The organism is Streptomyces sp. NPDC085932 (assembly GCF_044540525.1).
Classification (GTDB): domain Bacteria; phylum Actinomycetota; class Actinomycetes; order Streptomycetales; family Streptomycetaceae; genus Streptomyces; species Streptomyces levis.
Map to the genome: position 1 here is coordinate 631,862 of NZ_JBITSJ010000001.1, position 24,693 is coordinate 656,554.

19 protein-coding genes are annotated in these 24,693 nt (G+C 73.4%); 14 read left to right on the forward strand and 5 right to left on the reverse strand.

Features of this window, described 5'->3' with window-relative positions:
- Positions 1–79: 79 nt before the first annotated feature.
- From ACIGAQ_RS02440 to ACIGAQ_RS02460, 5 genes are read left to right on the forward strand one after another with little or no spacing between them, the layout of a single operon-like run.
- Positions 80–2,425 (forward strand): hypothetical protein, encoded by a 2,346-nt coding sequence (locus tag ACIGAQ_RS02440; protein ID WP_399778582.1) that lies wholly within the window; start codon positions 80–82, stop codon positions 2,423–2,425.
- A 1-nt stretch (position 2,426) separates the two neighbouring features.
- A complete protein-coding gene (locus tag ACIGAQ_RS02445) occupies positions 2,427–3,296 on the forward strand; it encodes a hypothetical protein (RefSeq protein WP_399778584.1) in 870 nt (289 codons plus the stop codon).
- Positions 3,293–4,597, forward strand: a complete 1,305-nt coding sequence (gene pcaC / locus ACIGAQ_RS02450; RefSeq protein WP_399778586.1) for a 4-carboxymuconolactone decarboxylase — start codon at positions 3,293–3,295, stop codon at positions 4,595–4,597. The genes ACIGAQ_RS02445 and pcaC overlap by 4 nt, the downstream gene beginning before the upstream one ends.
- Positions 4,598–4,630: 33 nt before the next feature.
- Positions 4,631–5,266, forward strand: coding sequence for an MBL fold metallo-hydrolase (locus tag ACIGAQ_RS02455; protein ID WP_311680696.1), 636 nt, complete (start codon positions 4,631–4,633; stop codon positions 5,264–5,266).
- Positions 5,267–5,319: 53 nt separating this feature from the next.
- Positions 5,320–6,099, forward strand: coding sequence for an exodeoxyribonuclease III (locus tag ACIGAQ_RS02460; RefSeq protein ID WP_399778588.1), 780 nt, complete (start codon positions 5,320–5,322; stop codon positions 6,097–6,099).
- Here ACIGAQ_RS02460 and ACIGAQ_RS02465 read toward each other — a convergent pair.
- Positions 6,096–7,862, reverse strand: coding sequence for an SGNH/GDSL hydrolase family protein (locus ACIGAQ_RS02465; protein WP_399778590.1), 1,767 nt, complete (start codon positions 7,860–7,862; stop codon positions 6,096–6,098). The genes ACIGAQ_RS02460 and ACIGAQ_RS02465 overlap by 4 nt on opposite strands.
- Positions 7,863–8,071: 209 nt before the next feature.
- Here ACIGAQ_RS02465 and ACIGAQ_RS02470 point away from each other — a divergent pair, with 209 nt between their 5' ends.
- Both ACIGAQ_RS02470 and ACIGAQ_RS02475 read left to right on the forward strand, forming a co-directional pair.
- Positions 8,072–8,479, forward strand: a complete 408-nt coding sequence (locus tag ACIGAQ_RS02470; RefSeq protein WP_311680699.1) for a DUF6278 family protein — start codon at positions 8,072–8,074, stop codon at positions 8,477–8,479.
- Positions 8,480–8,619: 140 nt separating this feature from the next.
- Positions 8,620–9,363, forward strand: a complete 744-nt coding sequence (locus tag ACIGAQ_RS02475; RefSeq protein ID WP_399778592.1) for an amino acid ABC transporter ATP-binding protein — start codon at positions 8,620–8,622, stop codon at positions 9,361–9,363.
- A gap of 220 nt (positions 9,364–9,583) precedes the next feature.
- Here ACIGAQ_RS02475 and ACIGAQ_RS02480 read toward each other — a convergent pair whose 3' ends face one another.
- Together ACIGAQ_RS02480 and ACIGAQ_RS02485 are read right to left on the reverse strand one after the other, a co-directional pair.
- Positions 9,584–11,152 (reverse strand): CocE/NonD family hydrolase, encoded by a 1,569-nt coding sequence (locus ACIGAQ_RS02480; protein WP_399778594.1) that lies wholly within the window; start codon positions 11,150–11,152, stop codon positions 9,584–9,586.
- 116 nt (positions 11,153–11,268) lie between these two features.
- Positions 11,269–12,030: a hypothetical protein gene (locus ACIGAQ_RS02485; protein ID WP_362282275.1), complete on the reverse strand. Its 762-nt coding sequence runs from the start codon at positions 12,028–12,030 to the stop codon at positions 11,269–11,271.
- Between the two features lie 104 nt (positions 12,031–12,134).
- Between ACIGAQ_RS02485 and ggt the strand changes: the two genes are divergently transcribed.
- Entirely contained in the window at positions 12,135–13,934 is a 1,800-nt protein-coding gene (gene ggt, locus ACIGAQ_RS02490; RefSeq protein ID WP_399778597.1) for a gamma-glutamyltransferase, read from the forward strand.
- A 48-nt stretch (positions 13,935–13,982) separates the two neighbouring features.
- Here ggt and ACIGAQ_RS02495 read toward each other — a convergent pair whose 3' ends face one another.
- Positions 13,983–16,505 carry an ATP-dependent Clp protease ATP-binding subunit gene (locus ACIGAQ_RS02495; protein WP_311680705.1) on the reverse strand — a complete coding sequence of 841 codons (2,523 nt, stop codon included), beginning with the start codon at positions 16,503–16,505 and terminating at the stop codon, positions 13,983–13,985.
- Between the two features lie 177 nt (positions 16,506–16,682).
- Positions 16,683–17,450, reverse strand: a complete 768-nt coding sequence (map, locus tag ACIGAQ_RS02500; protein ID WP_311680707.1) for a type I methionyl aminopeptidase — start codon at positions 17,448–17,450, stop codon at positions 16,683–16,685.
- Positions 17,451–17,482: 32 nt separating this feature from the next.
- Here map and ACIGAQ_RS02505 point away from each other — a divergent pair, with 32 nt between their 5' ends.
- The 6 genes from ACIGAQ_RS02505 (at position 17,483) to ACIGAQ_RS02530 (ending at position 24,624) form a co-directional block, all read left to right on the forward strand.
- Positions 17,483–17,734, forward strand: a complete 252-nt coding sequence (locus ACIGAQ_RS02505; RefSeq protein ID WP_311680708.1) for a helix-turn-helix transcriptional regulator — start codon at positions 17,483–17,485, stop codon at positions 17,732–17,734.
- Positions 17,735–17,844: 110 nt separating this feature from the next.
- Positions 17,845–19,704, forward strand: coding sequence for a hypothetical protein (locus tag ACIGAQ_RS02510; RefSeq protein WP_399778600.1), 1,860 nt, complete (start codon positions 17,845–17,847; stop codon positions 19,702–19,704).
- A gap of 170 nt (positions 19,705–19,874) precedes the next feature.
- Positions 19,875–20,717, forward strand: a complete 843-nt coding sequence (locus ACIGAQ_RS02515; protein ID WP_311680711.1) for a nitrilase-related carbon-nitrogen hydrolase — start codon at positions 19,875–19,877, stop codon at positions 20,715–20,717.
- Complete coding sequence (locus ACIGAQ_RS02520; RefSeq protein WP_362282286.1) at positions 20,714–22,000, forward strand: aspartate aminotransferase family protein; 1,287 nt, start codon at positions 20,714–20,716, stop codon at positions 21,998–22,000. Before ACIGAQ_RS02515 ends, ACIGAQ_RS02520 begins: the two co-directional genes overlap by 4 nt.
- Positions 22,001–22,027: 27 nt before the next feature.
- Positions 22,028–23,626 carry a PucR family transcriptional regulator gene (locus ACIGAQ_RS02525; protein WP_399778602.1) on the forward strand — a complete coding sequence of 533 codons (1,599 nt, stop codon included), beginning with the start codon at positions 22,028–22,030 and terminating at the stop codon, positions 23,624–23,626.
- A 155-nt stretch (positions 23,627–23,781) separates the two neighbouring features.
- Positions 23,782–24,624 carry a nitrilase-related carbon-nitrogen hydrolase gene (locus ACIGAQ_RS02530; RefSeq protein ID WP_362282292.1) on the forward strand — a complete coding sequence of 281 codons (843 nt, stop codon included), beginning with the start codon at positions 23,782–23,784 and terminating at the stop codon, positions 24,622–24,624.
- The last annotated feature ends 69 nt before the right edge of the window (positions 24,625–24,693 follow it).

Here is a 24,693-nt window from a genome sequence, read left to right on the forward strand (position 1 = left end):
CCGCTGCCCGATGCCACCACCCCACCGTCCCGACGACGACCCCTGCCCGACCGGGCCGCGGGAGAGAAGGCGAGACCGCATGAGCGACGTGATCCCCGGCCGGGGCCAGTACACCGAGGAGGCCCGCAGGAAGCGGCTGACGTGGCTGCGCGCACGCAGCGGCGCGGCGCTCGCCTCGCTCGGGGAGACCGGTCTGAGCGCCCGGCACCTGGTCGGCAACGTGGAGAACTTCGTGGGCTCCGTCGAGGTGCCCGTCGGCCTCGCCGGCCCGCTGCTGTTCCACGGTGAGACCGCCCGCGGCGGCATCGTGGCGCCGCTCGCCACCACCGAGGGCGCGCTCGTGGCGTCGGCCTCGCGCGGCGCACGGGCGGTCACCGACTCCGGTGGGGTCACCACCCGGGTGCTCGCGCAGCGGATGACCCGCGCCCCCGCGTTCGAGTTCGCCGACATCGCGACCGCGCAGCGCTTCACCGCCTGGCTGCACGCCCAGCGCGAACGGCTCCACGAACAGGTGCGCCTGGTGTCCCGGCACACGCGCCTGGTCGACATCGACCCGTACCAGATCGGGCGCCATCTGCACGTGCGGTTCGTCTTCGAGACCGCCGACGCCGCCGGGCAGAACATGACGACGGCGGCGACCTGGCAGATCTGCCGCTGGCTGACCGACGAACTCGCCACCACCGAACCGGCGCTGCGCCCGCGCGGCCTGCTCCTGGAGGGCAACCTCAGCGGCGACAAGAAGACGGCCGCCGTGTCGCTGCTCGCCGGCCGCGGCACCCGGGTGACGGCGGAGTGCGCACTGCCCCGGCACATCGTGGCCTCGGTGCTGAAGACCACCCCCGAGGCCATGGTCAAGGGCCACGTCACGACGGTCCTGGGCGCCCAGCAGTCCGGGATGACGGGGTACGGCGTCAACGCCGCGAACATCGTCGCGGCCCTGTTCACGGCGACGGGCCAGGACGTGGCCTGCGTCCACGAGTCCGGCGTGTCGATCTTCTCGATGGAGCAGGACGGCGACGACCTGCTCGCCACGATCCTGCTGCCCAACCTGGTCGTGGGCACCGTCGGCGGCGGCACCGCCCTGCCCCACCAGCGCGAGCTGCTGACCGCCCTCGGCTGCGCGGGGCCGGGCGGCGCCCGCCGGTTCGCCGAGATCGTCGCCGGATTCGCCCTCGCCCTGGACCTGTCGACCATGGCGGCGGTGGTCAGCGGGCAGTTCGCCGAGGCGCACCAGCGGCTCGGCCGCGCCCGCCGCGTCGACTTCCTCCAGCCCGGCGACCTGGACGCGGCCCTGCTGCAACCGGTCCTGGCCCGGGGCCTCGGGGACTCCCGCCTGCACGTCACCCGGGTCCGGCAGGCCGCTCCGCTGCACGGCGACGGCATCGCCAGCGAACTCGGCGCCCTCGCCGAGCGCCGCAAGCTGACGGGCCTGCATCCGCTGACGGTGACCTACACCCCGGGCCGGGGCGAGCCGGCCACCGTCGAGCTGGTGGCCAAGGTCAAGCCGCGCGGCGACGAGATCGTCTCCGGCATCGCGAAACTCCTGTCACTGTGCGGTCCGGAGGTGTCCCGGGCGTGGGCCCGCTGGGGCGCCGACACCGAGTTCGCCGACGCCCACCGCCGGGAACCGGCCGTCTACCGGCGCACCGAGACCGCCCTGACCGGGCTGCTGCCGCGCTGCTACGGCCTGCTGGAGGACGACGAGCGCGAGGCGTACGTCATCCTCATGGAACGGCTGCGCGACGACGGTGGCCCGTGGACCCACGGCCGGATCGCCGACGCGCTGCGCGCCGTCGCCGCCGTGCACGGCCACTGGCTGGGCCGCGAGCAGGACCTGCTCGCCGAGGGCTGGCTGCACCGGGTGCCGGAACCGGCCCACCTGGCCAAGGCCCGGGAGCTGTGGGAGGCACTGGCGCACCAGGCGGCCGCCGACCAGCCCGGCCTGGTCGGCCCGGAGCGCCTGGAGGTCCTGCTCGGCATCGCCGGGGACATCGGTCACTGGACGCAGGAGGTGCAGGCCCTGCCCCGCACCCTGGTCCACCACGACTTCAACCCGCGCAACATCGCCCGGCAGGACGGACGCGTGGTCGTCTACGACTGGGAGCTCGCCACCGTCGACCTCCCGCACCGCGACGTGGTGGAGCTGCTGGCCTTCACCCTCGGCCCCGACGCCACGGCCCGGGAGGTCGACGACCTGCTCGCCGTGCACCGCGACGCGGTGGCGGCGGTGTCGCCGCACGCGGCGCGGCTGGCCGGGGCGGCGGACTGGCACCGCAGCCACGGCCTGGCCCTGCGCGCGTTCCTGACCAGCCGCCTCGCGCTGTACCTCACGGGCCACGGCCAGCGCGAGTTCGGCTTCCTGCCGCGCGTGGCGCACACCGCGTTCCGCCTGTGGGACCTCGACCGTGCCCGGACGGGGAACTGACGTGCGGGTGGCGGTGGTCGGCATCGACGGCAGCGGCAAGACCACGGTGCTGCGCCGGCTCGGCGCACGGGACGGCGTCGCGGTCGTGCACGCCATCCGGGCGCACGACGACCCGCGCAGCCCCGTCGCCGGCCTGTCCCGGGACCTGGCCGGCGCCTCGGCCGCGGCGGACGCCGTGGGACGCATCCAGCTGAAGGCCGCCGTGCTCTGCCTCCAACTGTGCCTGTACGGCCCGTCGGAACGGCACGCGGCCGGCGCCGCCCGCCTGCTGCTCACCGACCGGCATCCCCTGGTCGACCCGCTCGTCTACCTGCCGCTGTTCGGCCGGCTCGCCGGCGGCGGTGGGCCCGGCTCCGACGTGAGGACCTGGTGGGCGCGGCAGGAGCCGGACGCGGCCCGGGCGGTGCGCGACTGGCTGGCGGACCGCACCGGACACACCGACCCCTGGGCCCTCGGCGAGGAACTGCTGCGCCTGGGCACCCGCCCGCCCGAGGAGATGCTCGACGGGCTCGGGCGGCGGTTCGGTGTCGCCCCGCCCGACGCGGTGCTGCTGCTCGACCTGCCGGTCGAGCAGGCCCTGCGTCGCACCCGGGAACGCGCGGGGCAGAGCGAACTGCACGAAACGGCCGCCTTCCTGTCGGCCACCCGCCAGGGCTACGCGTCCGTCCTGGACCGGCTGGCCCGGGCCCGCCCGGACATCGCGCAGCGGCGCGTCGACTGCACGGACCTCGACGTGGACGAGGTGGCCCACCGCATCCGCGAGACGATCGCGAAACTCGACGGCCCGAGCCCTCACCCCGCCCCGATCACGCGCCCGGCCCGGCCCCCGCTGTCGGGGCGGCCGTGCTACGTGAGAAGGTCTGAGGCGTGAGTGAGACACCGTCGAACACCCTGCAATACCGCTTTGACGGGCCGGAAGAGGCTCCCGTCCTGATCCTCGGTCCCTCACTGGGTACGACCTGGCACATGTGGGACCGCCAGGTCCCCGAGCTGGCCAAGCAGTGGCGCGTCTTCCGGTTCGACCTGCCCGGCCACGGCGGCGCTCCCGCCTACCCGGCCGGCTCGGTCGCCGACCTCACCACCCGGCTGCTGGTCACCCTGGAAGGGCTCGGGGTGCAGCGCTTCGGCTACGCGGGCTGCGCGCTCGGCGGCGCCGTCGGCATCGAACTGGCCCTGCGCCACCCCGAGCGGCTCGCCTCCCTGGCGCTGATCGCCGCCTCGCCGCGCTTCGGCACGGCCGACGAGTTCCGCCAGCGCGGTGTGATCGTGCGGACCAACGGCCTGGACCCCATGGCCCGGACCGCGCCCGAGCGCTGGTTCACCGGCGGGTTCGCCGCCGCGCAGCCCGCCATCACCGAGTGGGCCGTGCAGATGGTGCGCACCACCGACCCCGGCTGCTACATCGCCGCCTGCGAGGCGCTCGCCTCCTTCGACGTCCGTACCGAACTCGGGCGCGTCGGTGTCCCCACGCTGGTCCTCGTCGGTTCGGACGACCAGGTCACCGGGCCCGCCGAGGCCCGCACCCTGGTCGCCGGCATCCCGGACGCCCGGCTCGCCGTCGTGCCCGGGGCCTCGCACCTGGTGCCGGTGGAGCAGCCCGCCGCCGTCACCGACCTGCTCGTGCGGCACTTCTCCACCGCCTGGCAGCCCGTCTTCGAGACCTCCACCGGCCAGACCGCCCTGCCCGCCGCCGCCCTCAAGCCGGTCCTCTCCCCGGCCCCGCCGCAGCCGCCGCAGACCGGCCCCGTCGCGGAGATCGCCCCGGTCGCCGTACCGCAGGGGCAGGGCCGGCCCGACCCGTACGACGCCGGGATCAAGGTCCGCCGGGAGGTGCTCGGGGACGCCCACGTGGACCGGGCCCTGGCCCAGGCCGACGAGTTCTCGGGGGACTTCCAGGAGTTCGTCACGCGCTACGCCTGGGGCGAGATCTGGGACCGGCCCGGGCTGGACCGGCGCACCCGCAGCTGTGTCACCCTCACCGCCCTGGTCGCCGGGGGCCACCTGGACGAGCTGGCCTTCCACACCCGAGCCGCCCTGCGCAACGGCCTCACTCCCGGCGAGATCAAGGAAGTGCTGCTCCAGGCGGCCGTCTACTGCGGCGTGCCCGCGGCCAACAGTGCCTTCAAGGTGGCCCAACAGGTCATCCGCGAGGAGACCACACCCCAGGAGTGAGCCCGCGGGGGAGCCCGGAGGGAGGATGGAATCATGAAGCTCACGAAGAAGTCGCACGCCTGCGTCCGCCTGGAGAAGGACGGCCGGACCCTCGTCCTCGACCCCGGCGGGTTCACCGAGGAGGACGCCGCGCTCGGCGCGGACGCGATCCTCGTCACCCACGAGCACCCCGACCACTTCGACGAGTTCCGGCTGCGCGCGGCGATGGAGGACAACCCGGCCGCCGAGATCTGGACCCTGAAGTCGGTCGCGGAGAAGATCTCGGCCGCCTTCCCCGGCCGCGTCCACACCGTCGGCCACGGCGACACCTTCACCGCCGCGGGCTTCGACGTGGAGGTCCACGGCGAACTCCACGCGGTGATCCACCCGGACATCCCGCGCATCACCAACGTCGGCTACCTCGTCGACGGCGGCAAGGTCTTCCACCCCGGCGACGCCCTCACCGTCCCCGACCGGCGGGTGGAGACGCTGATGCTCCCCGTGATGGCCCCCTGGAACAAGATCTCCGAGGTCATCGACTACGTCCGCGAGGTGCGGCCGCGGCGCGCCTACGACATCCACGACGCCCTCCTCACCGACCTGGCCCGCCCGGTCTACGACCGCCAGATCGGGCAGCTCGGCGGCTCGGAACACCTGCGGCTGACGCCGGGGGACTCCGCCGAGGTCTGAGGCCCCACGGGGACCGGGCCGCGTTGTCACACCCTCCGGGTAGGTTGTGAGGCATGCGCATCGCGACCTGGAACGTGAACTCGATCACCGCCCGCCTGCCGAGGCTCCTGGCCTGGCTGGAGAGCAGCGGCACGGACGTGCTGTGCCTGCAGGAGGCCAAGGTCGCCGAGGCGCAGTTCCCCGCTGAGCAGCTGCGCGAGCTGGGCTACGAGTCGGCGGTGCACGCCACCGGCCGGTGGAACGGCGTGGCGGTGCTCTCCCGCGTCGGCATCGAGGACGTCGTCAAGGGCCTGCCCGGCGACCCCGGCTTCGACGGCGCGGTCGAGCCCCGCGCGATCTCGGCGACCTGCGGCCCGGTCCGCGTCTGGTCGGTCTACGTGCCGAACGGCCGTGAGGTGGACCACCCCCACTACGCCTACAAGCTCCAGTGGTTCGAGGCCCTCAGGGCCGCCGTCGCCTCGGACGCGGCCGGCGGCCGCCCCTTCGCGGTGATGGGTGACTACAACGTGGCGCCGACGGACGACGACGTCTTCGACCCCGCGTTCTTCGAGGGCTCCACGCACGTCACGCCCGCCGAGCGCGCCGCCCTGGCCTCGCTGCGTGAGGTCGGCCTGTCGGACGTGGTCCCGCGGCCCCTGAAATACGAGCACCCGTTCACGTACTGGGACTACCGCCAGCTCTGCTTCCCGAAGAACCGCGGCATGCGCATCGACCTGGTGTACGGCAACCAGCCGTTCGCCCAGGCGGTCAAGGACGCGTACGTGGACCGCGAGGAGCGCAAGGGCAAGGGCGCCTCGGACCACGCCCCGGTCGTGGTGGACCTCGACGTCTAGGGCCGCAGCAGCCGCAGATCCACCGAGTCCGCCAGGGCCGCCAGACCCGCGTCGCCCGGATGCAGATGGTCGCCGCTGTCGTAGGCGGGCAGCATCCGGGACGGCTGCTGCGGATCCCGGACAACCGCGTCGAAGTCGAGCACGCCGTCGAAGACCCCGCCGTCCCGGAGCCAGGCGTTCACGGCCCGGCGCTCGGCGTCCACGGCGGCGGTGCACCGCGCCTCGCCCGCGCAGGGCAGGATCGTCGCGGCGAGCATGCGCACGCCCCGGGCGTGCCCGCGCTCCGCGAGCTCGCGCAGCCCGGCGATCACCCGCTCCGCCGAGGTGTCCCACCGCAGGTCGTTGACGCCCTCGAAGACGACCGCCGTGCGCGCCGAGGTCTGGGCGAGCACGTCGCGGTCGAACCGGTGCAGGGCGCTCACCCCGGCCGTGTCCGTGGACACCCCGTCGCCGGGGTACCGGTCGGTGACCACGCGGTTGCCCGAGACGCCCTGGTTCAGCACGCCGTAGCGCGGCACGGTGTGCTGGGCCCGCAGCCGCCCGGCCAGGACGTCCGGCCAGCGCCGGTTGGCGTCCACCGTCGACTTGTCGCCGTCGGTGATCGAGTCCCCGAGCAGCACCACGGACCCCGGCCCGCCGCCCACGTCGACCGCGGCCAGCAGCGGCCAGCCGGTGATCACCGAGGTGTAGGGCCCGGCCGAGCCGTCCGCCGCGTGGTTGCCGGGTTCGCTGACGTACGACCGCTGCTGCGCGAGCCGGTGCAGCGGCGCGGCCCCCACCGTGCCGGGCAGGTGGAAGCTCACCAGCAGGTCGGTGCCGGCGGGCACGGCGAAGCCGAGAGGATCGCTGTAGGCCTGCGCCCCCGCCGGGATCTCCACGCCCGGCGCCCCGCCGAAGGCCAGCGGCACCGGCGTGCCCCGCGCGGCCGCCCCCGACGCCCGCACGGCCACCGTCGCACGGCCGATCCGCACGGGCACCGCCGCGAAGGTGTTGTCGAACCGCACCCGTACCCGGGGCCCGCCGGCGGAGGTGTGCACCACCAGCCGCAGCGTGCGGTCCGTCCACGGGCCGACGGCGGCGTAGCCGCCCGTGGACGTCGTCCAGCTGCCCGTCCAGCCCGCCGTCGCCGCGCGGACCGAGACGGCGAAGACGTGCAGCCCGGCCGCGTCCGGCAGCCGCACCGAGGCGACCGCGCGCCCCGGCACCAGCGGCACCGTCACCACGTACAGGCGGGCCCGCTCGGCGAGTTGCCCACCGGGCGTGTTCACGTGCGGCAGGGCCACGGCCTTCGTGCCGAGCGGACCGGTGCGCCAGTCGGGCGCGGTCAGCCGGTACGCGGAGCGCGTGCCGTCCGCGTAGCCCACCGTGCCCGGGCCGCCCGCCTGCGCGCCGGAGGTGCCCGCCACCAGGAAGGCGAGCGCGTCGCCGCGCCCGGTGACCCGGACGTCCTGCCCGGCGGCGCGGACGTTGTCCGGCTCACCGGGCTGCCGCTTCGGCCAGGTCAGCCGGACACCCTGAAGGGTGAGGGCGCGGCCGGGCGTCCAGCCCGCCGCCGTGAGGTCCTGCGCCGACAGCGAGGCCCCGGCGCCGTCGAAGTCCGCTTCCCCGGGCCGGGCGTCGTCACTGACGGCGCCGTTGTCGAACAACCGCTCCAGCGGCAGCGGCGCGGCGCGTCCGTCCCCGGCGGCCTCCGCCGACACCCCCGGCACCAGCGACCCGCACAGGGCCAGGACGACCAGGATCCCCCGCACACATCGGCGCACGGCCGACTCCTCCCGCTCGTCGGGACAGGACGCGACGCCCCGCCACGCACAGGACCCCGCGACAGCCGGTACGCAAGGCGCACGGTGAACGTAGGGAGACGGCGGGGACTCGTCAACGAGCGCCGCGCGAACCCGGCGTGAACTCGGCCACCGCACCCGGTCCGCGCGCCCTGTGGTGCATACGGCGGTACGAATGACACGCTGGACGTATGAACATCCCTTTCCTGGGCCACCGGCGCCAGAAGGTGGGGTTCCCCGATCCGGCGGGCATCGCGGACCTCCTCGCCGAGTGCGAACTGCTCCGCTCCCAGGCGTCACGGGAGGGTGTCCGGCTGGACGACTCGGTGGCCTCCCTGGAGGCGCTCGACCAGCTCGTCCCGCGCTGGCGGGACGACGAGGAGACACTGACCTGGCTCGGCAACGACGCCGGGCTCTACCTGGGCACCGTGATCGTGCGCACGGTGCCCGGCGCCGCCTGGGAGATCCGGTCCGACGGCCAGCCCGTCGTGCGGCTCACCTCCGGCCGGGAGTTCGACGTCGTGGACTCCGGCCACGAGTGGGCCGCCCACGGGGTGCCCGAACTGTCCCAGCTGTACGCCGAAGTCGCCGAGTCCTGACCTCCGGGACGGGAACCCTTGGCCCAAAGTCCGACGTAAATACGGCTAATGATCGAAAAGTGCGTGTCGCCCGACACATCCGATCGTGCCTGGATACGTTGCGGCAACCACCACACAGCTGAGAGTGAGTAGGGCTGAGTATGGCCGTCGATCCGCTGATCGAGCTGCGTGACGTCAACAAGCACTTCGGGGACCTGCATGTCCTGAGGGACATCGACCTCACCGTCGGCCGGGGGGAGGTGGTCGTGGTCATCGGCCCGTCCGGTTCGGGCAAGTCGACGCTGTGCCGGGCGATCAACCGGCTGGAGACCATCGAGTCCGGGGAGATCGTCATCGACGGGCAGCCGCTGCCGGACGAGGGCAAGCCGCTGGCCCGGGTGCGCGCCGACGTCGGCATGGTCTTCCAGGCGTTCAACCTCTTCGCCCACAAGACCGTCCTGCAGAACCTCTCGCTGGGGCAGGTCAAGGTGCGCGGGCGCAAGAAGGAGGACGCCGACCAGCGCTCCCGCGCACTCCTCGACCGGGTCGGCGTCGCCGACCAGGCGGACAAGTACCCCGCACAGCTCTCCGGCGGCCAGCAGCAGCGCGTGGCCATCGCGCGCGCCCTGGCCATGGAGCCCAAGGCGATGCTCTTCGACGAGCCGACCTCGGCCCTCGACCCGGAGATGATCAACGAGGTGCTGGAGGTCATGAGGCAGCTCGCCCGCGAGGGCATGACCATGATCGTCGTCACCCACGAGATGGGCTTCGCCCGCTCGGCCGCCAACCGTGTCGTCTTCATGGCCGACGGCCGGATCGTCGAGGACCGCACGCCCGACGAGTTCTTCACCAACCCCACCAGCGACCGCGCCAAGGACTTCCTCTCCAAGATCCTCAAGCACTGAACGGGCGGGCACCGGAAGGAGCCCCGGACCGGACCTCGACTACGATGTGCCCTTCATCCCTGTGGAGAGGGGGACTTCGCCGAAGGTCGCCGATCCGTTCGGGGTGAGCAGACCGCCCGCCCGGTCCGCGGGGCGTCTCCCGCCGGGCGCGGCCCCCGCGGCACCAGGCCACGGGGGCGGTGGTTCACATCGGCCAGGCCCGTCCGGCGGCAGCCGGAGATCACTGCTCGCGCAGCGGAACCGACACGTACGACGGGTCGTTCGCCGGCGAGGAGAAGGTCAGCTGCGCGCCGGACGGGTTGTGCTCGATGTAGAGCGGGTCGACCGTGTCGACGACCAGGGCGAGCCGATGCCCGGCCGGGACGTCGTAGGCCGTGGAGTACAGCTCCAGGTCGACGCCGAACGGCTTTCCGGGGGTGCGCCCGTGGAAGGTGTACGGCGCGTGGGAGACCAGCTTGCCGAGGCCGAGCGGCCCCACGTCGTACAGGTGGGCGACGAGGGTGCCGCTCTCCTTGGTCGGGGTGAGGGTCGTGTGCAGTCTGGCCGTGCCGCGCACGTGCTGGGCCGTGGCGTACTTCTCCGACTGCCACACGGCGGCCCAGCGGCGGGGGAGCAGCGGGATGGACGCCATCGGGGGCAGCCGGGTCATCTGGTCGAGGATGCCGGACAGCAGGACGGTCCCTCCGTCGGCGCCCGAGTTCACGTTCGCGCGGATGGTCTTCGCGTCCGTGAGGGCGATCTTCCGGGCGTCCGCACCGACCGACTTCCAGTCCGGGTAGCCCTCGTAACCCCCGGAGGAACGGGACTTGAGCCGGACCGGCTGCTCGCGGTCGATGCCGTTGTCCACGCCCCTGAGGTGGTGGTCGAACCAGCGCCGGGTGTCCTTCCACACGTCGTTGGGCAGCCCGAACAGGCCGGTCAGCTCGGCGGTGGCGTGGTCGCCGGGGCGCATCTCCAGCCGCTTGGGGCCGGTCAGCTTCTCGTAGAAGTCGGCGTACTGGTTGGGCGGGAAGACCGAGTCGCCCCAGGCGTTGGCGAGCATGACCGCCGTGCCGTTGTCGTTGATCCGGTCGGCGTAGGTCGCAGCGGAACGTTTCTTCCCCCAGGCGATGAGCTCCGGCTCCTTCGTCAGGTCGGAGCTGTAGAAGTCGTCGAAGACCTGACGGACTTCGGCGCCCTGGCGGCCCGTGACCACGCTCGCGCCGTCCAGCAGGGCGGCCGCCTGGACGTGCTGGGTGCGCCCGGAGTAGATCGAGCCGATCAGGTCGGCCCAGCCGCTCAGTGAGGCGACCGCCTTGACGCGGGGGTCGTGCGCGGCGGTGAGCAGACTGATGCCGGCGCCGTAGGAGACGCCCGCCATGCCGACGCGCCCGGCGTCGGAGGGGGTGTGCGCGAGCGCCCAGTCGATGACCTTCGAGGCATCGGCGACGTCGGGTGGACCGGCCACCTCGATCTCGCCGCCCGACTGCCAGAAGCCGCGCACGTTGTAGGTGACGACGACGTACCCGGAGTCGGCGAGCTGCCGGGCCTGGGCGAGGTACTCGATCTGGGGCAGGCCCCAGCTGGTGGGCAGGACGAGCAGCGGGTAGCGGCGGGTGCCGTCGGCGCCGGCCGGGGTGACGACGTTGGCCTTGAGGACGGTGCCGCCGTCGCCGCCGATGTCGACGAAGCGGACGGGGTGCGGAGCCGCCTGGGCGGTGGGGGCGATTCCGAGGGCGCTTCCGGCGAGCAGGGTCGCCGAGACGGCGCCTACGGCCGTGGTGCGCAGGGCCTTGCGGTGGGGTCCCACGGGTCACTCCTCACTCGTGTCAGTGCAAAGTGACCGAACGGTAACCTCGTCCGCTTACCAGGAGTAACCCGCCGGTAAGTTACGTGGCAGTAACGATTGTTGAGACGTGGAGGACTTCAGGAGGCCCGGTGGGTATTGCGTGCAGCCGTCGTCGCGGCGGGCGGTGCGGTCTGCGCCGCACGCGTCACGTCCTCCACCAGTTCGACGACGTCCGGCCCGTACGCCTGCGAGTTGATCACCTTGAGCAGCAGCACGAACGAGCCGGTGCCGTACTTGCGGGTCAGCCGCTCGTGGTTGCGGGCGAGGTAGCGGGTGGTGGCCTGGTTGGTGATCGACGTCTGGCCGCAGAAGAGGAAGACCGGGCGGGTGTCCCGGCCGCGCTCCCCGGTGAGGCGGGCCAGCAGCGCGTACTCCTCCCTGCCGTGCTCCACGCGGTAGCGCTCCGAGCCGATGAGGAACGAGCCCCGGTCCGGACCCGGTTCGGCGTCCACGTTCACCCGCACGCCCGGCAGCAGCGACGACAGGTGGGCCGCCATGCGCCGGTTGGACGCCGGACCGCCGACGCAGAACTCGGTGCGCTCGCCGAAACCCTGACGCGCCGTGTCGTGGGGGAGGATCTGGGCGTGCGCCCTGCAGTCCTTGATCAGCGCGGCCAGTTCGAGCAGCGCGAACACGTCGTAGCGCATCACCGCGAACTCCGGCCCCGCCGCGCCCCGGTTCACCACCAGCAGGGACTCGGAGTTGTCGGGCAGCCCGAAGAACGCCTGCTTGCGGCGGAGTTTGCGATTCCACAGGTAGGTGCGGGCCACCCAGCCGATGGCGGCGCTCAGGCCGGCCGCTATCACGCCCAGGACGATGTTGCGCACGTCGTCATTCATGGGCGCGCATGGTAGCGGGCCGGGCGGACACGCGTTCGGCGTGCTCCTGACGAGGCCATGGCGATGAATTAAGCTGCCCGGACTGCCTTTGCCTGGAGGTGCGGATGCGTCGCCCTGTCGCACGGAATCTGACGGTCCTGGCGGTCTCGGCCGCCGTGGTGGCTTCGGTGGGGGCGGCGGCGCCACCCGCCGCGCAGAGCCCGGGCGGTGAGAAGACCCCCGTCGCCGTCGGCCACGGCGGCGCGGTCTCCAGCGTCGACCCGGACGCCTCCGCCGCCGGGATCGAGGTCCTCAGGAAGGGCGGCAACGCCGTCGACGCGGCCGTCGCCACGGCAGCGGCCCTCGGCGTCACCGAGCCCTACTCCGCCGGCATCGGCGGAGGCGGCTACTTCGTCTACTACGACGCCCGGTCCCGCACGGTGCGCACCATCGACGGCCGCGAGACCGCCCCCCTGAGCGCCGGCAAGGACCTGTTCGTCGAGGACGGCAAGCCCGTCCCCTTCGCCGAGGCCGTCAGCAGCGGCCTGAGCGTCGGCACGCCGGGTACGCCCGCCACCTGGCAGGCGGCCCTCGACCGGTGGGGCAGCAAGCGGCTCGCGAGCGTCCTGAAGCCGGCCGAGCGCCTGGCCCGCGACGGCTTCACGGTCGACGAGACCTTCCGCGCGCAGACCGCCTCCAACGAGGCCCGCTTCCGCTACTTCCCGGACACCGCCGAGCTGTTCCTGCCCGGCGGGCGGCTGCCGGAGGTCGGCTCCACCTTCAAGAACCCCGATCTCGCCCGCACGTACGCGGAGCTGGCACGCAAGGGGGTCGGCGAGCTGTACCACGGCCGGCTCGCCCGGGAGATCGTCGAGACGGTCAACGAACCGCCGGTCGACCCCTCCTCCGGCTGGAACGCCCGGCCCGGCGACCTGTCCGCCAGGGACCTGGCCACCTACCGCACCAGGCTCCAGGCGCCCAGCCGTACCTCGTACCGCGGCCTCGGCGTCTACTCCATGGCGCCGTCCTCCTCCGGCGGCACGACGGTCGGCGAGGCGCTCAACATCCTGGAGCGGACCGACCTGTCGAAGGCCGACCGGGCGACCTACCTGCACCGGTTCATCGAGGCGAGCCGGATCGCGTTCGCCGACCGGGGCCGCTGGGTGGGCGACCCCGCGTTCGAGGACGTGCCCACGAAGGAACTGCTGTCCCAGCGGTTCGCCGACTCGCGCGCGTGCCTCATCAAGGACGACGCGGTGCTCACCAGCCCCGTGGCACCCGGCGATCCCCGCGACCCCCAGGCGTGCGACACCGGCGGCACGGCCGCTCCCACCACCTACGAGGGCGACAGCACCACGCATCTGACCGTGGCCGACCAGTGGGGCAACGTCGTCTCCTACACCCTCACCATCGAGCAGACCGGCGGCAGCGGGATCACCGTGCCGGGCCGGGGCTTCATCCTCAACAACGAGCTGACCGACTTCTCCTTCGCCCCGGCCAACCCCGCCGTGCACGACCCGAACCTGCCGGGGCCGGGCAAGCGGCCCCGGTCCTCGATGTCGCCGACGATCGTGCTCGACCGGCACGACAGGCCCGTGGTGGCGCTGGGGTCGCCGGGTGGCGCGACGATCATCACGACCGTGCTGCAGACCCTCACCGGGTTCCTCGACCGGGGGCTGCCGCTCGTCGACGCGATCGCCGCGCCCCGGGCGAGCCAGCGCAACGCCGCGCAGACGGAGCTGGAGCCGGGTCTCGACGGTGACGTGCGGCGGCGGCTGGAGGCGATCGGGCACTCGTTCAAGGCCAACCCGGAGATCGGGGCGGCCACGGGCGTGCAGCGGCTGCCCGGCGGGAAGTGGCTGGCCGCCGCGGAGACCGTGCGGCGCGGTGGAGGCTCGGCGATGGTGGTGCGGCCCGCGCGTTGAGTGCCGGGTGCGGCTCGGCGGGGGCCGGTCGCGTGGTTCCCCGCGCCCCTAACGGGGCGCGGTGCTGAACGCGAGCCGGCCGTCCTGCACGTCCACGGTCACCCGGTCGCCCTCCGCGACGCTGCCGTCCAGCAGCAGGCGTGACAGTTCGTTGTCCACCTCGCGCTGGATGGTGCGGCGCAGCGGGCGGGCGCCGTACTCCGGCTGGTAGCCGTGGTCGGCCAGCCACTCCACCGCGCGGTCGGTGAAGTCGACCGTGACGCCCTTGCCCCGGACCAGGGAACGGGTGCGCTCCAGCAGGAGGTCGGTGATCCGGCGCAGCTGCTGGGTGGTGAGCTGGCGGAAGACGACGATCTCGTCGATGCGGTTGAGGAACTCCGGGCGGAAGTGCTCGCGCAGCGGGCGCAGGATCTGCTCGCGGCGGGCCTCCTCGTCCGCGTCGGCGCCGCCCGAGGCGAAGCCCACGGACCCGCCGCGGCGGGTGATCGCCTCGGAGCCGAGGTTGCTCGTCATGACGATGACCGTGTTGGTGAAGTCCACCGTGCGGCCCTGGGAGTCGGTCAGCCGGCCGTCGTCGAGCACCTGCAGCAGGATGTTGAAGACGTCCGGGTGGGCCTTCTCCACCTCGTCCAGCAGCAGCAGCGAGTACGGGTGGCGGCGGACGACCTCGGTCAGCTGGCCCGCCTCCTCGTGCCCGACATAACCGGGCGGGGCACCGACCAGACGGCTGACGGTGTGCCGCTCCTGGTACTCGCTCATGTCGAGGCGGACCATGCGGTCCTCGCTGCCGAACAGCGCCTCCGCGAGAGCGCGGGCCAGTTCGGTCTTGCCGACGCCCGTCGGGCCCAGGAACAGGAAGCTGCCGATCGGGCGGTCGGGGGCCGCGAGCCCGGCCCGGGAGCGCAGGACCGCGTCGGCGACGACCCGGACGGCCTCGTCCTGGCCGACGACCCGCTCGTGCAGATGCTCCTCCAGGCCCAGCAGGCGGTCCTTCTCCTCCTGTGTGAGGCTGCTGACCGGGATGCCCGTCTGCCGGGACACCACCTCGGCGATCGCCTCGGCACCGACCACCAGGTCCTGGCCCTCGTCGACCTCGCCGTCGCCGCCGGCCTCGGTGATCCGCTGCTTGACGTCCAGGATCCGGTCGCGCAACTGGGTGGCCTGCTCGTACTGCTCGTCCGCGACCGCCTGGTCCTTGTCCCGGACCAGCTGCTCCAGCTCCCGCTCCAGGGCCCGCACGTCCGTGCCCTTGGTCCGCGCCCGCAGCCGCACCCGGGCACCGGCCTGGTCGATCAGGTCGATCGCCTTGTCGGGCAGCCGGCGGTCGGTGAGGTAGCGGTCGGACAGCTCCACGGCCGCCACCAGGGCCTCGTCGGTGTAGCGGACCTGGTGGTGGGCCTCGTAGCGGTCCTGCAGACCGCGCAGGATCTCGATCGCGTCGGCGGGGGTCGGTTCCGGCACCATGATCGGCTGGAAACGGCGCGCCAGCGCCGCGTCCTTCTCGATCCGGCGGTACTCCTCCAGCGTCGTGGCGCCCACGATGTGCAGCTCGCCCCGGGCGAGGGCCGGCTTGAGGATGTTGCCCGCGTCCATGGAGCTGCCGTCGCCGCCGCCGGCACCGGCGCCGACGACCGTGTGCAGCTCGTCGATGAAGATGATCAGCTGCTCGGAGTGGGCGCGGATCTCCCCGACGATGTTGTTCATCCGCTCCTCGAAGTCACCCCGGTAGCGGGTGCCCGCGACCACGCCCGTCAGGTCCAGGGCGATCACCCGGCGCCCGATCAGCACGTCGGGCACGTCCCCCTCGGAGATGCGCTGGGCCAGGCCCTCCACGATGGCGGTCTTGCCGACGCCCGCGTCACCGATCAGCACCGGGTTGTTCTTGCCGCGCCGGGAGAGGACCTCGACGGTCTGCTCGATCTCCTCGTCCCGGCCGATCACCGGGTCGATCCGGCCCTGCCGGGCCAGGTCGGTGAGGTCGCGGCCGTACTTGTCGAGGGTCGGCGTGTTCGTCGCGCGGGGCCGCTCGGCCTGGGGTGCCTCGGGCGCCTCCGGCGGGCTGGAGGGCGCGAAGCGGGCCGCGTTGAGGATGTGTCCGGCGGCCGAGTCGGGGTTCGAGGCCAGGGCGCTGAGCACGTGCTCCGGGCCGATGTAGCCGTAGCCGCGGGCCCGGGCCATGTCGTGCGCGTCGAGCAGGGCGCGCTTGGCGGCCGGGGTGAGGGAGAGCGCGGTCGGCGGCGGCGCGTCGTCCGGGGTGTGCTGGGCCGGGCCCGAGCGTTCGTCGATCTGGGAGGCCAGCGAGTCCGGGTTGGCGCCGGCCTTGCTGAGCAGGGTCCGGGTGGGTTCCGTGGAGAGTGCCGCCCGCAGCAGGTGTTGCGTGTCGAGGTCCCGGCTGCCGTGCTCGGCGGCGTACTGGGCGGCGCCGCGGACGAGCTCCCGGGCCGGCTGGCTGAGCAGCCGGCCCAGGTCGATCTGCCGGGGACCGGGGCGCGGTCCGCCGAAGAAGCGTGCGAGGAATTCTCCGAAGGGGTCCGAGCCGTAGCCCTCCGGGCTGCTGAAGCCGCTGCTCATGGGCCTTCCGTTCCCGGCGTCCCCGGCGCCCGGGCGGGGGACGCCCTCGCTGGTCGACGTGCCGGGGTCGGGTAACCCGGGTGGCAGCCCGTTACACCTGGGGCGCGCTCGTAGAACACCTTCGCACGATCGCCGACGAGGGGCACCTTCGGAACATACCGGGTGAACCCGGCGGGGTCAGCGCGCGGTCAGGATCCTCGGCCCCGCGTCCGTGATCGCCACCGTGTGCTCGGCGTGGGCCGCGCGGGAGCCGTCGTTCGTCTTCAGCGTCCAGCCGTCGGGCGCCGCGTGGTAGTCGTCCGTGCCGCCCGCGATGACCATGGGCTCGATCGCCAGCACCATGCCGTGCCGCAGCCGCATGCCGCGTCCGGGGCGTCCCTCGTTCGGCACGCCCGGGTCCTCGTGCATCCGGCGCCCGATGCCGTGGCCGCCGAAGCCGTCGGGGATGCCGTAGCCGGCGGAGCGGCAGACCGTGCCGATCGCGTGGGCGATGTCGCCGATGCGGTTGCCGACGACGGCCGCCTCGATGCCGGCCGCGAGTGCCCGCTCGGCCGTCTCGATCAGCCGCAGATCGTCCGGACGCGGACGGCCGACGACGAAACTGAGCGCGGAGTCGCCGACCCAGCCGCCCAGTTCGGCGCCGAAGTCGATGGACACGAGGTCGCCGTCGCGCAGCCGGTAGCGGGTCGGGATGCCGTGCACGATCGCGTCGTTGACCGAGACGCACAGGACGGCGGGGAAGGGGGTCGGCGCGAAGGACGGCCGGTAGCCGAGGAAGGGGGACGCCGCCCCCGCCTCGCGCAGCACGTCGTGCGCGACCTCGTCGAGTTCCAGCAGGGAAACACCCACGTCGGCGGCCTCCCGCGCGGCCGTCAGCGCACGGGCGACGACCTGGCCCGCCTCGTACATGGCGTCGATCGATGTGTCTGTCTTCAGCTCCACCATGCCAATTACTATACCGGTATTAGAATGGGGGCATGGTGCGCACCCCTCTCACCCCCGAAGAGCGCGAACGCGGCGAGCGGCTGGGCAAGCTGCTGCGTGAGGCACGTGGCGACCGGAGCATGGCGGAGATCGCGGCGAGCGCCGGCATCTCCGCCGAGACCCTCCGCAAGATCGAGACCGGGCGGGCCCCGACCCCGGCCTTCTTCACGGTGGCCGCGCTGGCCGGGGCGCTCGGGCTGTCGATGGACGACCTGGCCGGGCAGTGCGTCCTCGTACCGCTCTGACCGGCCCCCGGAGACGCCCGCTCCGCGGGTGAAAACTCCCCGTAGCACCGCCGTAACACGACTGGTGTTGCCTACGGGGCGGAGTGCTCCGGTCTATCGGGAGTTGAGCGATGACGGCGGATCGACTCCCGGCCCAGGTGCGGGAGTTCGCGACCTACCTGAACGGTCTCCTGGCACGCCTGGACCCGTCCGGCGGCTGGTGCGCGGTGTTCTGGCAGCGGGACCCGGAGGGCATGCGGGCCTGTCTCGACGGGCGCGAGATGCCGCCCTGGGACGTGGTGGAGTCCCTGCTGCGCGACCTCGCCGGGCAGTACGGGCCGGGGGGCGCCGGCCCGGAGACCGAACACGCCCGCTCGCTGCACACCGCCGCGCTCGCCGCGTACGACAGCCGGCCGGGCGGCCGCGAGGCCCTGGGCGACCGCCTCGACGTCATGCTCCGCGAACAGATGTTCGCCGCGGAGCGCCAGGCCGCCCTGGCCCGGCAGCTGACCTCGGCCACCACGGGCGACCGGGCGGACGCCCTCCGCCGGGACCTGGCCTGGGCCCGCGACGATCACGCACGCGCGACCGCGCGGTGCGCGGAACTGCGGACCCGGATGGCCCGCACGGACCGGCGCGGGCCGCGAGCACCCGAGGGGGAGTGGGGCGAGGCCGCCGGCCCACACGGCACCGACGAGTCCGGGCAGGACCGTGGGGGCGGTGACAGGACGGCAACCGACCTTGGGGTTGCGGCACGGTATGACGCCCCGGGTGGTGGCGAGACGGTGACCGGGCCCGAGGCCGCGGACGGTGACAGGACGGCGACGGGGCCTGGGGCCGCGTTTCGGTACGGTGCCCCGGGCGGTGGCAAGGCGGTGACCGGGACGGGGCTGCCCGCGCCTGGGTACGGCGCTCCGGGCGACGGTAGGGCGGTGACCGGAACGGGGCTGCCCGCGCCTGGGTACGGCGCTCCGGGCGACGGTAGGACGGTGACCGGCCCCGGGCCTGCGGCTCGCCACGGCACCGGCGACCCCGAGGCCGAGCGTCGGGGCCGGCAGCATGCAGCGAGCCGGACCGAACCGCGGGAACCCGCCACGGGCGGCGTGAATGCCTCCGCCCCTCTCGCCGCCCCGGAGCCGTTTGTTGCTCCGGCCGCCCTGGACGGCTTCGCTGCTTCGGCGTCCGCTCCGGCCCCTCGTCCCACGCTCACCCCTTCCCAGCCGCCGAGCACCCCGCAGCCCGCTGCCCCCAAAGCGCGTAGACGCCGGCGCGGCGGTGCCCGGTTCGCCGGGGCCGTCGAGGAGGACGTCGCGCCCGGCGTGGTGCCCGCCGTCGTGCCGGGCCTGCCCGCGCCCGCCGCGCCGGCCGGCGGACGTACGCCCCGGGGCGCCCGCTTCGCCGGGGCCGCCGACGAGGCGGTCGAGGAGCGCCCGGTGGGGGAGGGGACCGCAGCCGCCGGGGACGCCGACCGGGACGAGGTCGCCAGGGTCGTCGAGACGCTGGCGCGACTGCGCGGCGAGGGGCGCAGTGGCGAGGCGCACGCCCTGCTGGCCGAGGCCGCCTCCTGGGGACCCGCCCGGTTCCCGCTGCTCGCCGAGCGGCTGCACCACGCCGGGCTGGACGCCGACTGGCAGACCTTCCTCTGGGAGGCCGCCTCGCTGCCCGCCGGGCGGCTGGTCGCCGCCGCCGACGCCCTGGCCGCGGCGGGACGCGCGAGCGACGCGCGGCAGATGCTGCGGCAGGGCGTCGCCCGGCCGCCCGGCGAGATCGGCCTGGCCGTCCTCGCGCTGGCCGGCGAGGGGCGCCGCCGTGAGGTGCGCGTGCTGCTCGACGCCTACGTCACGGCCCGCACCCCCGAGGAGGCCGCCCGCAGCGCCGAGCCCGACCCGCAGCGCCTCGTACCGCTCCTGCTGGAGGCCGCCGCGGGCGTGTCCGACGAGCGCCGCTGGGACCTCGTGCACGCCCTGCGGGTCGCCGGACACCCCGCCTGACCGGCCACGCCGTGGCCCCGGTGACTCACCCACAGGAGTGCGAATCGCGCGATGCCCCGCGGGTTGGCGACGATGGTCTTGGCAAGCCCGGGCCGGAGGCTTACGTTCGTGGCTCTACGGCCCGCTTCTACGGGCGTAGAGGCGCAGACGTCGCGTCGAAGGAGCAGCTCATGGCCAACGTCGTACGTGCCGCTCTGGTCCAGGCCACCTGGACCGGCGACACCGAGTCCATGGTGGCGAAACACGAGGAGCACGCCCGCGAGGCGGCCCGCCGGGGCGCGAGGATCATCGGGTTCCAGGAAGTCTTCAACAGCCCCTACTTTTGCCAGGTCGAGGAGCCGGAGCACTACCGCTGGGCCGAGCCCGTCCCCGACGGGCCCACCGTCCGGCGGATGCGGGCACTCGCCCGCGAGACCGGCATGGTGATCGTCGCGCCGGTGTTCGAGGAGGAGCAGCCCGGCTTCTACTACAACACCGCCGCCGTCATCGACGCCGACGGCAGCTACCTCGGCAAGTACCGCAAGCACCACATCCCCCAGCTGAAGGGCTTCCGCGAGAAGTACTACTTCAAGCCCGGCAACCTCGGCTGGCCCGTCTTCGACACCGCCGTAGGCAAGGTCGGCGTCTACATCTGCTACGACCGCCACTTCCCCGAGGGCTGGCGGGAGCTCGGCCTGGCCGGGGCCCAGCTGGTCTACAACCCCTCCGCCACCCACCGCAGCCTGTCGGCCCACCTGTGGCGGCTGGAGCAGCCCGCGGCGGCCGTCGCCAACGGGTACTACATCGCCGCGATCAACCGCGTCGGCCAGGAGGAGTACGGCGACAACGACTTCTACGGCACGAGCTACTTCGTCGACCCGCGCGGGCAGTTCGTGGGGGACGTCGCCAGCGACAGCAAGGAGGAGCTCGTGGTCCGGGACATCGACCTCGGCCTGATCGAGGAGGTGCGGCAGACGTGGGCCTTCTACCGCGACCGCCGCCCCGACGCCTACGAAGGGCTGGTACGGCCGTGACCCACGACCTGCTGGGCCGCCACCGGGCCGTGCTCCCCGACTGGCTCGCCCTCTACTACGAGGAGCCCATCGAGATCACCCACGGCGAGGGCCGCCACGTCTGGGACGCCGAGGGCAACCGCTACCTCGACTTCTTCGGCGGCATCCTCACCACCATGACCGCGCACGCGCTGCCCGAGGTGACCAAGGCGGTGAGCGAGCAGGCCGGCCGGATCATCCACTCCTCGACCCTCTACCTCAACCGCCCGATGATCGAACTGGCCGAGCGGATCGCCCAGTTGAGCGGCATCCCCGACGCCCGGGTGTTCTTCACCACCTCCGGCACCGAGGCCAACGACACGGCCCTGCTGCTCGCCACGACGTACCGGCGCAGCAACACGATCCTGGCCATGCGCAACAGCTACCACGGCCGTTCCTTCAGCTCCGTCGGCATCACCGGCAACCGCGGCTGGTCCCCGACCTCGCTGTCCCCGCTGCAGACGCTGTACGTGCACGGCGGCGTCCGCACCCGCGGGCCGTACGCCGCCCTCGGCGACGGCGACTTCATCGCGGCCTGCGTGGACGACCTGGTCGACCTGCTCGGCCACACCCGCCCGCCGGCCGCGCTGATCGCCGAACCCATCCAGGGCGTCGGCGGCTTCACCTCACCGCCGGACGGCCTCTACGCCGCCTTCCGCGAAGTCCTGCACGAGCGCGGCATCCTGTGGATCGCCGACGAGGTGCAGACCGGCTGGGGACGCACCGGCGAGCACTTCTGGGGCTGGCAGGCACACGGGCAGCACGGACCGCCGGACATCATGACCTTCGCCAAGGGCATCGGCAACGGCATGTCCATCGGCGGGGTCGTCGCCCGCTCCGAGATCATGAACTGCCTGGACTCCAACAGCATCTCCACCTTCGGCGGCACCCAGATCACCATGGCGGCGGGCCTCGCCAACCTCACGTACCTGCTGGAGCACGACCTCCAGGGCAACGCCCGGCGCGTCGGCGGCCTGCTCATCGAGCGGCTGCGCGCCGCCGCCGCGCAGGTCCCGGCCGTGCGGGAGGTCCGGGGCCGCGGCCTGATGATCGGCATCGAGATCACCAGGCCCGGCACCGACGAGGCCGACCCGGCGACCGCGGCGGCCGTCCTGGAGGCCGCCCGCGCGGGCGGCCTGCTGATCGGCAAGGGCGGCGGCCACAACACCAGTTCGCTGCGGGTCGCCCCGCCGCTGTCGCTCAACGTCGCGGAGGCCGAGGAGGGCGCCGCGATCCTCGAAGACGCTCTGAGGAGCATCCCGTAGCGGTGGACTGAACAAGGGGACCGTCACATGACCCTCACCTCGGACTCCCTCGAACCGGCCCTGTCGGTCCGGCAGGTGCTCACCCTGGAACGGGTGCTCGCCGGGGAGCCGGAGGTGGTGGCCGGGGCGAGCCACCTCGACCGGCCCGTGCGCTGGGTGCATGTCGCCGAGGCCGCCGACGTCGGCGTCATGCTCAGCGGCGGCGAGATGGTCCTCACCACCGGTGTGCTGCTCGCCGGCGACGAGGACAAGCAGGCCGAGTACGTCCGCTCACTGCACCGCGCCGAGGCGGCGGCGGTCGTCCTCGGACTCGGCCGGGCCTTCCCCTCCCCGCCGGACGTGATGCGCCGGGCCGCCGAGCGGTGCGGGCTGCCCATGGTCGTCCTGCACCGGCCCTTCCCCTTCGCCGAACTGACCGAGGAGGTGCAGTCCCGGCTGGTGCGGCGCAAGTTCGCCGCTGTCAGCCTCTCCGAGGCCGTGCGCACCGAACTGACGGCCCTCATCACCGCGGGCGCCCCGCTGCAGCGGCTGCTCGACGAGGTCGCGCGGCACAGCGCCTGCCCGGTCGTCGTCACCAACCTCGCCCACCGCGTCCTCGGTACGGCGGGGGAGCGGCCCGCGGTCGACGACGTGCTGCGCGACTGGGAGCGCATCGCCCGGCAGGCATGGGGGCACCGCCCAGGCCGTTCGGGGGCCGGGGGAGGCGCCGGGGGCGACGGCTGGATCCGGGCCGAGCTCGGCGGGCGCGGGGAGCGTTGGGGCCGGATCGTGCTGTGCGGCTACCGCGGCGACACCGCCACCGGACGGCTGCTGGCCGACCGCGCCGCCGAGGCCCTCGTCCTGCACCGCATGCTCGCCGGCGGCGCGGCCTGTTCCTGGGAGGAGCAGGCCGCGCAGAGTCTGCTGACCGACCTGGTCAGCGGTGTCGTACCGGCGCGGCAGCTGCTGCCCCGGGCGCGGGCGGCCGGGCTGCCCGTCAACCGGCGGACGTTCGTGCCGCTGGTCGTCCGCGACGGCGACCCCGTCCGGCTGGAACGGCTGCTGCGGCTGCTCGGCCTGTCCGGGCTCGTGGCCGAACTGGCCGACGGGGCCACCGCCGTGCTGCTCAGCCTCGCCCGTGACCAGGACGCGGACGCGCTCGCCGTGCGCTTCGCGACCCGGCTGCGCACCGAGTCCGGCACCGACCGCACGGTCGTCGCGGCGGCCGGCCCCCGGGCCGCCTGGGACGACGTTCCCACCGGCCTGCGCGAGGCCCAGCACGTGGCGGACGCCGTCGCCGACTCCTCCGCCGCCCTCGACCTCCCGCCGGTCGTCCGTCTGAAGGACGTCCACCTGCGCGGCCTGATCCGCCTGCTGCGCGACGACCCGCACGTGCAGTCCTTCGCGGAGCGGGAGCTGGACGGGCTGCTGTACGAGGCGGACGAGGACCTGCTGTCCGTGCTGCGCACCTACCTCGCCACCGGCCGCAACAAGTCCCGCACCGCCCAGCTCCACCACGTCTCCCGGCCGGCCCTCTACCGCCGTCTGGAGGCGATACAAATCCGCCTCGGGGTGGACCTCGACGACTTCGAACAGGCCGCCTCGGTGCACATCGCCCTCCTCGCGCACGACGCGCAACAGCAGTGAAACACGCAACCACCTGGGAAAACGGCGGTGAAACATGAGCCCGTACGAGAGTGACACGGTGGCACGCCGCACGCCCCGGGACGTGACACGGTGCAACTCAACGACGACGTCCCGGCTTCCTAGGCTCACGGCACACCGAGCGACCGGAGGTCCCGATGAGCCGAGTGATCCGTGCCGCCGTCTTCCAGACCGCCTGGACCGGCGACAAGGAGTCGATGATCCAGGTCCACGAGCAGGCGGCCCGCGACGCCGCCGCCCAGGGCGCCCAAGTGCTCTGCTTCCAGGAGCTGTTCTACGGCCCGTACTTCTGCCAGGTGCAGGACCCGGCCTTCTACGAGTACGCCGAGCAGATCCCCGAGGGCCCGATCGTCCGCCGCTTCCAGGCCCTCGCGAAGGAACTGGGCCTCGTGCTGGTGCTGCCGATGTACGAGGAGGAGCAGCCCGGCGTCCTCTACAACACCGCCGCCGTCATCGACGCGGACGGCTCCTACCTCGGCAAGTACCGCAAGACCCACATCCCCCAAGTACGGGGCTTCTGGGAGAAGTTCTACTTCCGCCCCGGCAACTCCGGCTGGCCCGTCTTCGACACCGCCGTCGGCAGGGTCGGCGTCTACATCTGCTACGACCGGCACTTCCCCGAGGGCTGGCGCGCACTCGGCCTCGCGGGCGCCGAGATCGTCTTCAACCCCTCGGCCACCTCCAGGGGCCTGTCCGGCTACCTCTGGCAGCTGGAACAGCCGGCGGCGGCCGTGGCCAACGAGTACTTCGTCGGCGCGATCAACCGGGTCGGCGTCGAGGAGTACGGCGACAACGACTTCTACGGCACCTCGTACTTCGTGGACCCGGAGGCCCAGTTCGTCGGCGAGGTGGCGAGCGACAAGGAGCCCGAACTGGTCGTCCGCGACCTGGACCTGGCCAAGCTCCGCGAGGTCCGCGACCGCTGGCAGTTCTACCGGGACCGGGCGCCCGGAGCCTACGGCCCGCTGACCGCCCCCTAGGGGCGCGGGGCCGTAGTCGACATGCGGCTGCCGCCGCGTGCGCGCGACCAGCCACGACGAACCCGCACG

What these genes read in the sequence shown, in the direction of transcription:
- ACIGAQ_RS02495 (WP_311680705.1), bottom strand. Translation starts at nt 16,505, where the DNA reads ATGAGCAGCGGCTTCAGCAGCCCGGAGGGCTACGGCTCGGACCCCTTC.
- map (WP_311680707.1), bottom strand. Translation starts at nt 17,450, where the DNA reads ATGGTGGAGCTGAAGACAGACACATCGATCGACGCCATGTACGAGGCG.
- ggt (WP_399778597.1), top strand. Translation starts at nt 12,135, where the DNA reads ATGCGTCGCCCTGTCGCACGGAATCTGACGGTCCTGGCGGTCTCGGCC.
- ACIGAQ_RS02510 (WP_399778600.1), top strand. Translation starts at nt 17,845, where the DNA reads ATGACGGCGGATCGACTCCCGGCCCAGGTGCGGGAGTTCGCGACCTAC.
- ACIGAQ_RS02505 (WP_311680708.1), top strand. Translation starts at nt 17,483, where the DNA reads ATGGTGCGCACCCCTCTCACCCCCGAAGAGCGCGAACGCGGCGAGCGG.
- ACIGAQ_RS02485 (WP_362282275.1), bottom strand. Translation starts at nt 12,030, where the DNA reads ATGAATGACGACGTGCGCAACATCGTCCTGGGCGTGATAGCGGCCGGC.
- ACIGAQ_RS02455 (WP_311680696.1), top strand. Translation starts at nt 4,631, where the DNA reads ATGAAGCTCACGAAGAAGTCGCACGCCTGCGTCCGCCTGGAGAAGGAC.
- ACIGAQ_RS02470 (WP_311680699.1), top strand. Translation starts at nt 8,072, where the DNA reads ATGAACATCCCTTTCCTGGGCCACCGGCGCCAGAAGGTGGGGTTCCCC.
- ACIGAQ_RS02515 (WP_311680711.1), top strand. Translation starts at nt 19,875, where the DNA reads ATGGCCAACGTCGTACGTGCCGCTCTGGTCCAGGCCACCTGGACCGGC.
- ACIGAQ_RS02525 (WP_399778602.1), top strand. Translation starts at nt 22,028, where the DNA reads ATGACCCTCACCTCGGACTCCCTCGAACCGGCCCTGTCGGTCCGGCAG.
- ACIGAQ_RS02440 (WP_399778582.1), top strand. Translation starts at nt 80, where the DNA reads ATGAGCGACGTGATCCCCGGCCGGGGCCAGTACACCGAGGAGGCCCGC.
- ACIGAQ_RS02530 (WP_362282292.1), top strand. Translation starts at nt 23,782, where the DNA reads ATGAGCCGAGTGATCCGTGCCGCCGTCTTCCAGACCGCCTGGACCGGC.
- ACIGAQ_RS02460 (WP_399778588.1), top strand. Translation starts at nt 5,320, where the DNA reads ATGCGCATCGCGACCTGGAACGTGAACTCGATCACCGCCCGCCTGCCG.
- ACIGAQ_RS02475 (WP_399778592.1), top strand. Translation starts at nt 8,620, where the DNA reads ATGGCCGTCGATCCGCTGATCGAGCTGCGTGACGTCAACAAGCACTTC.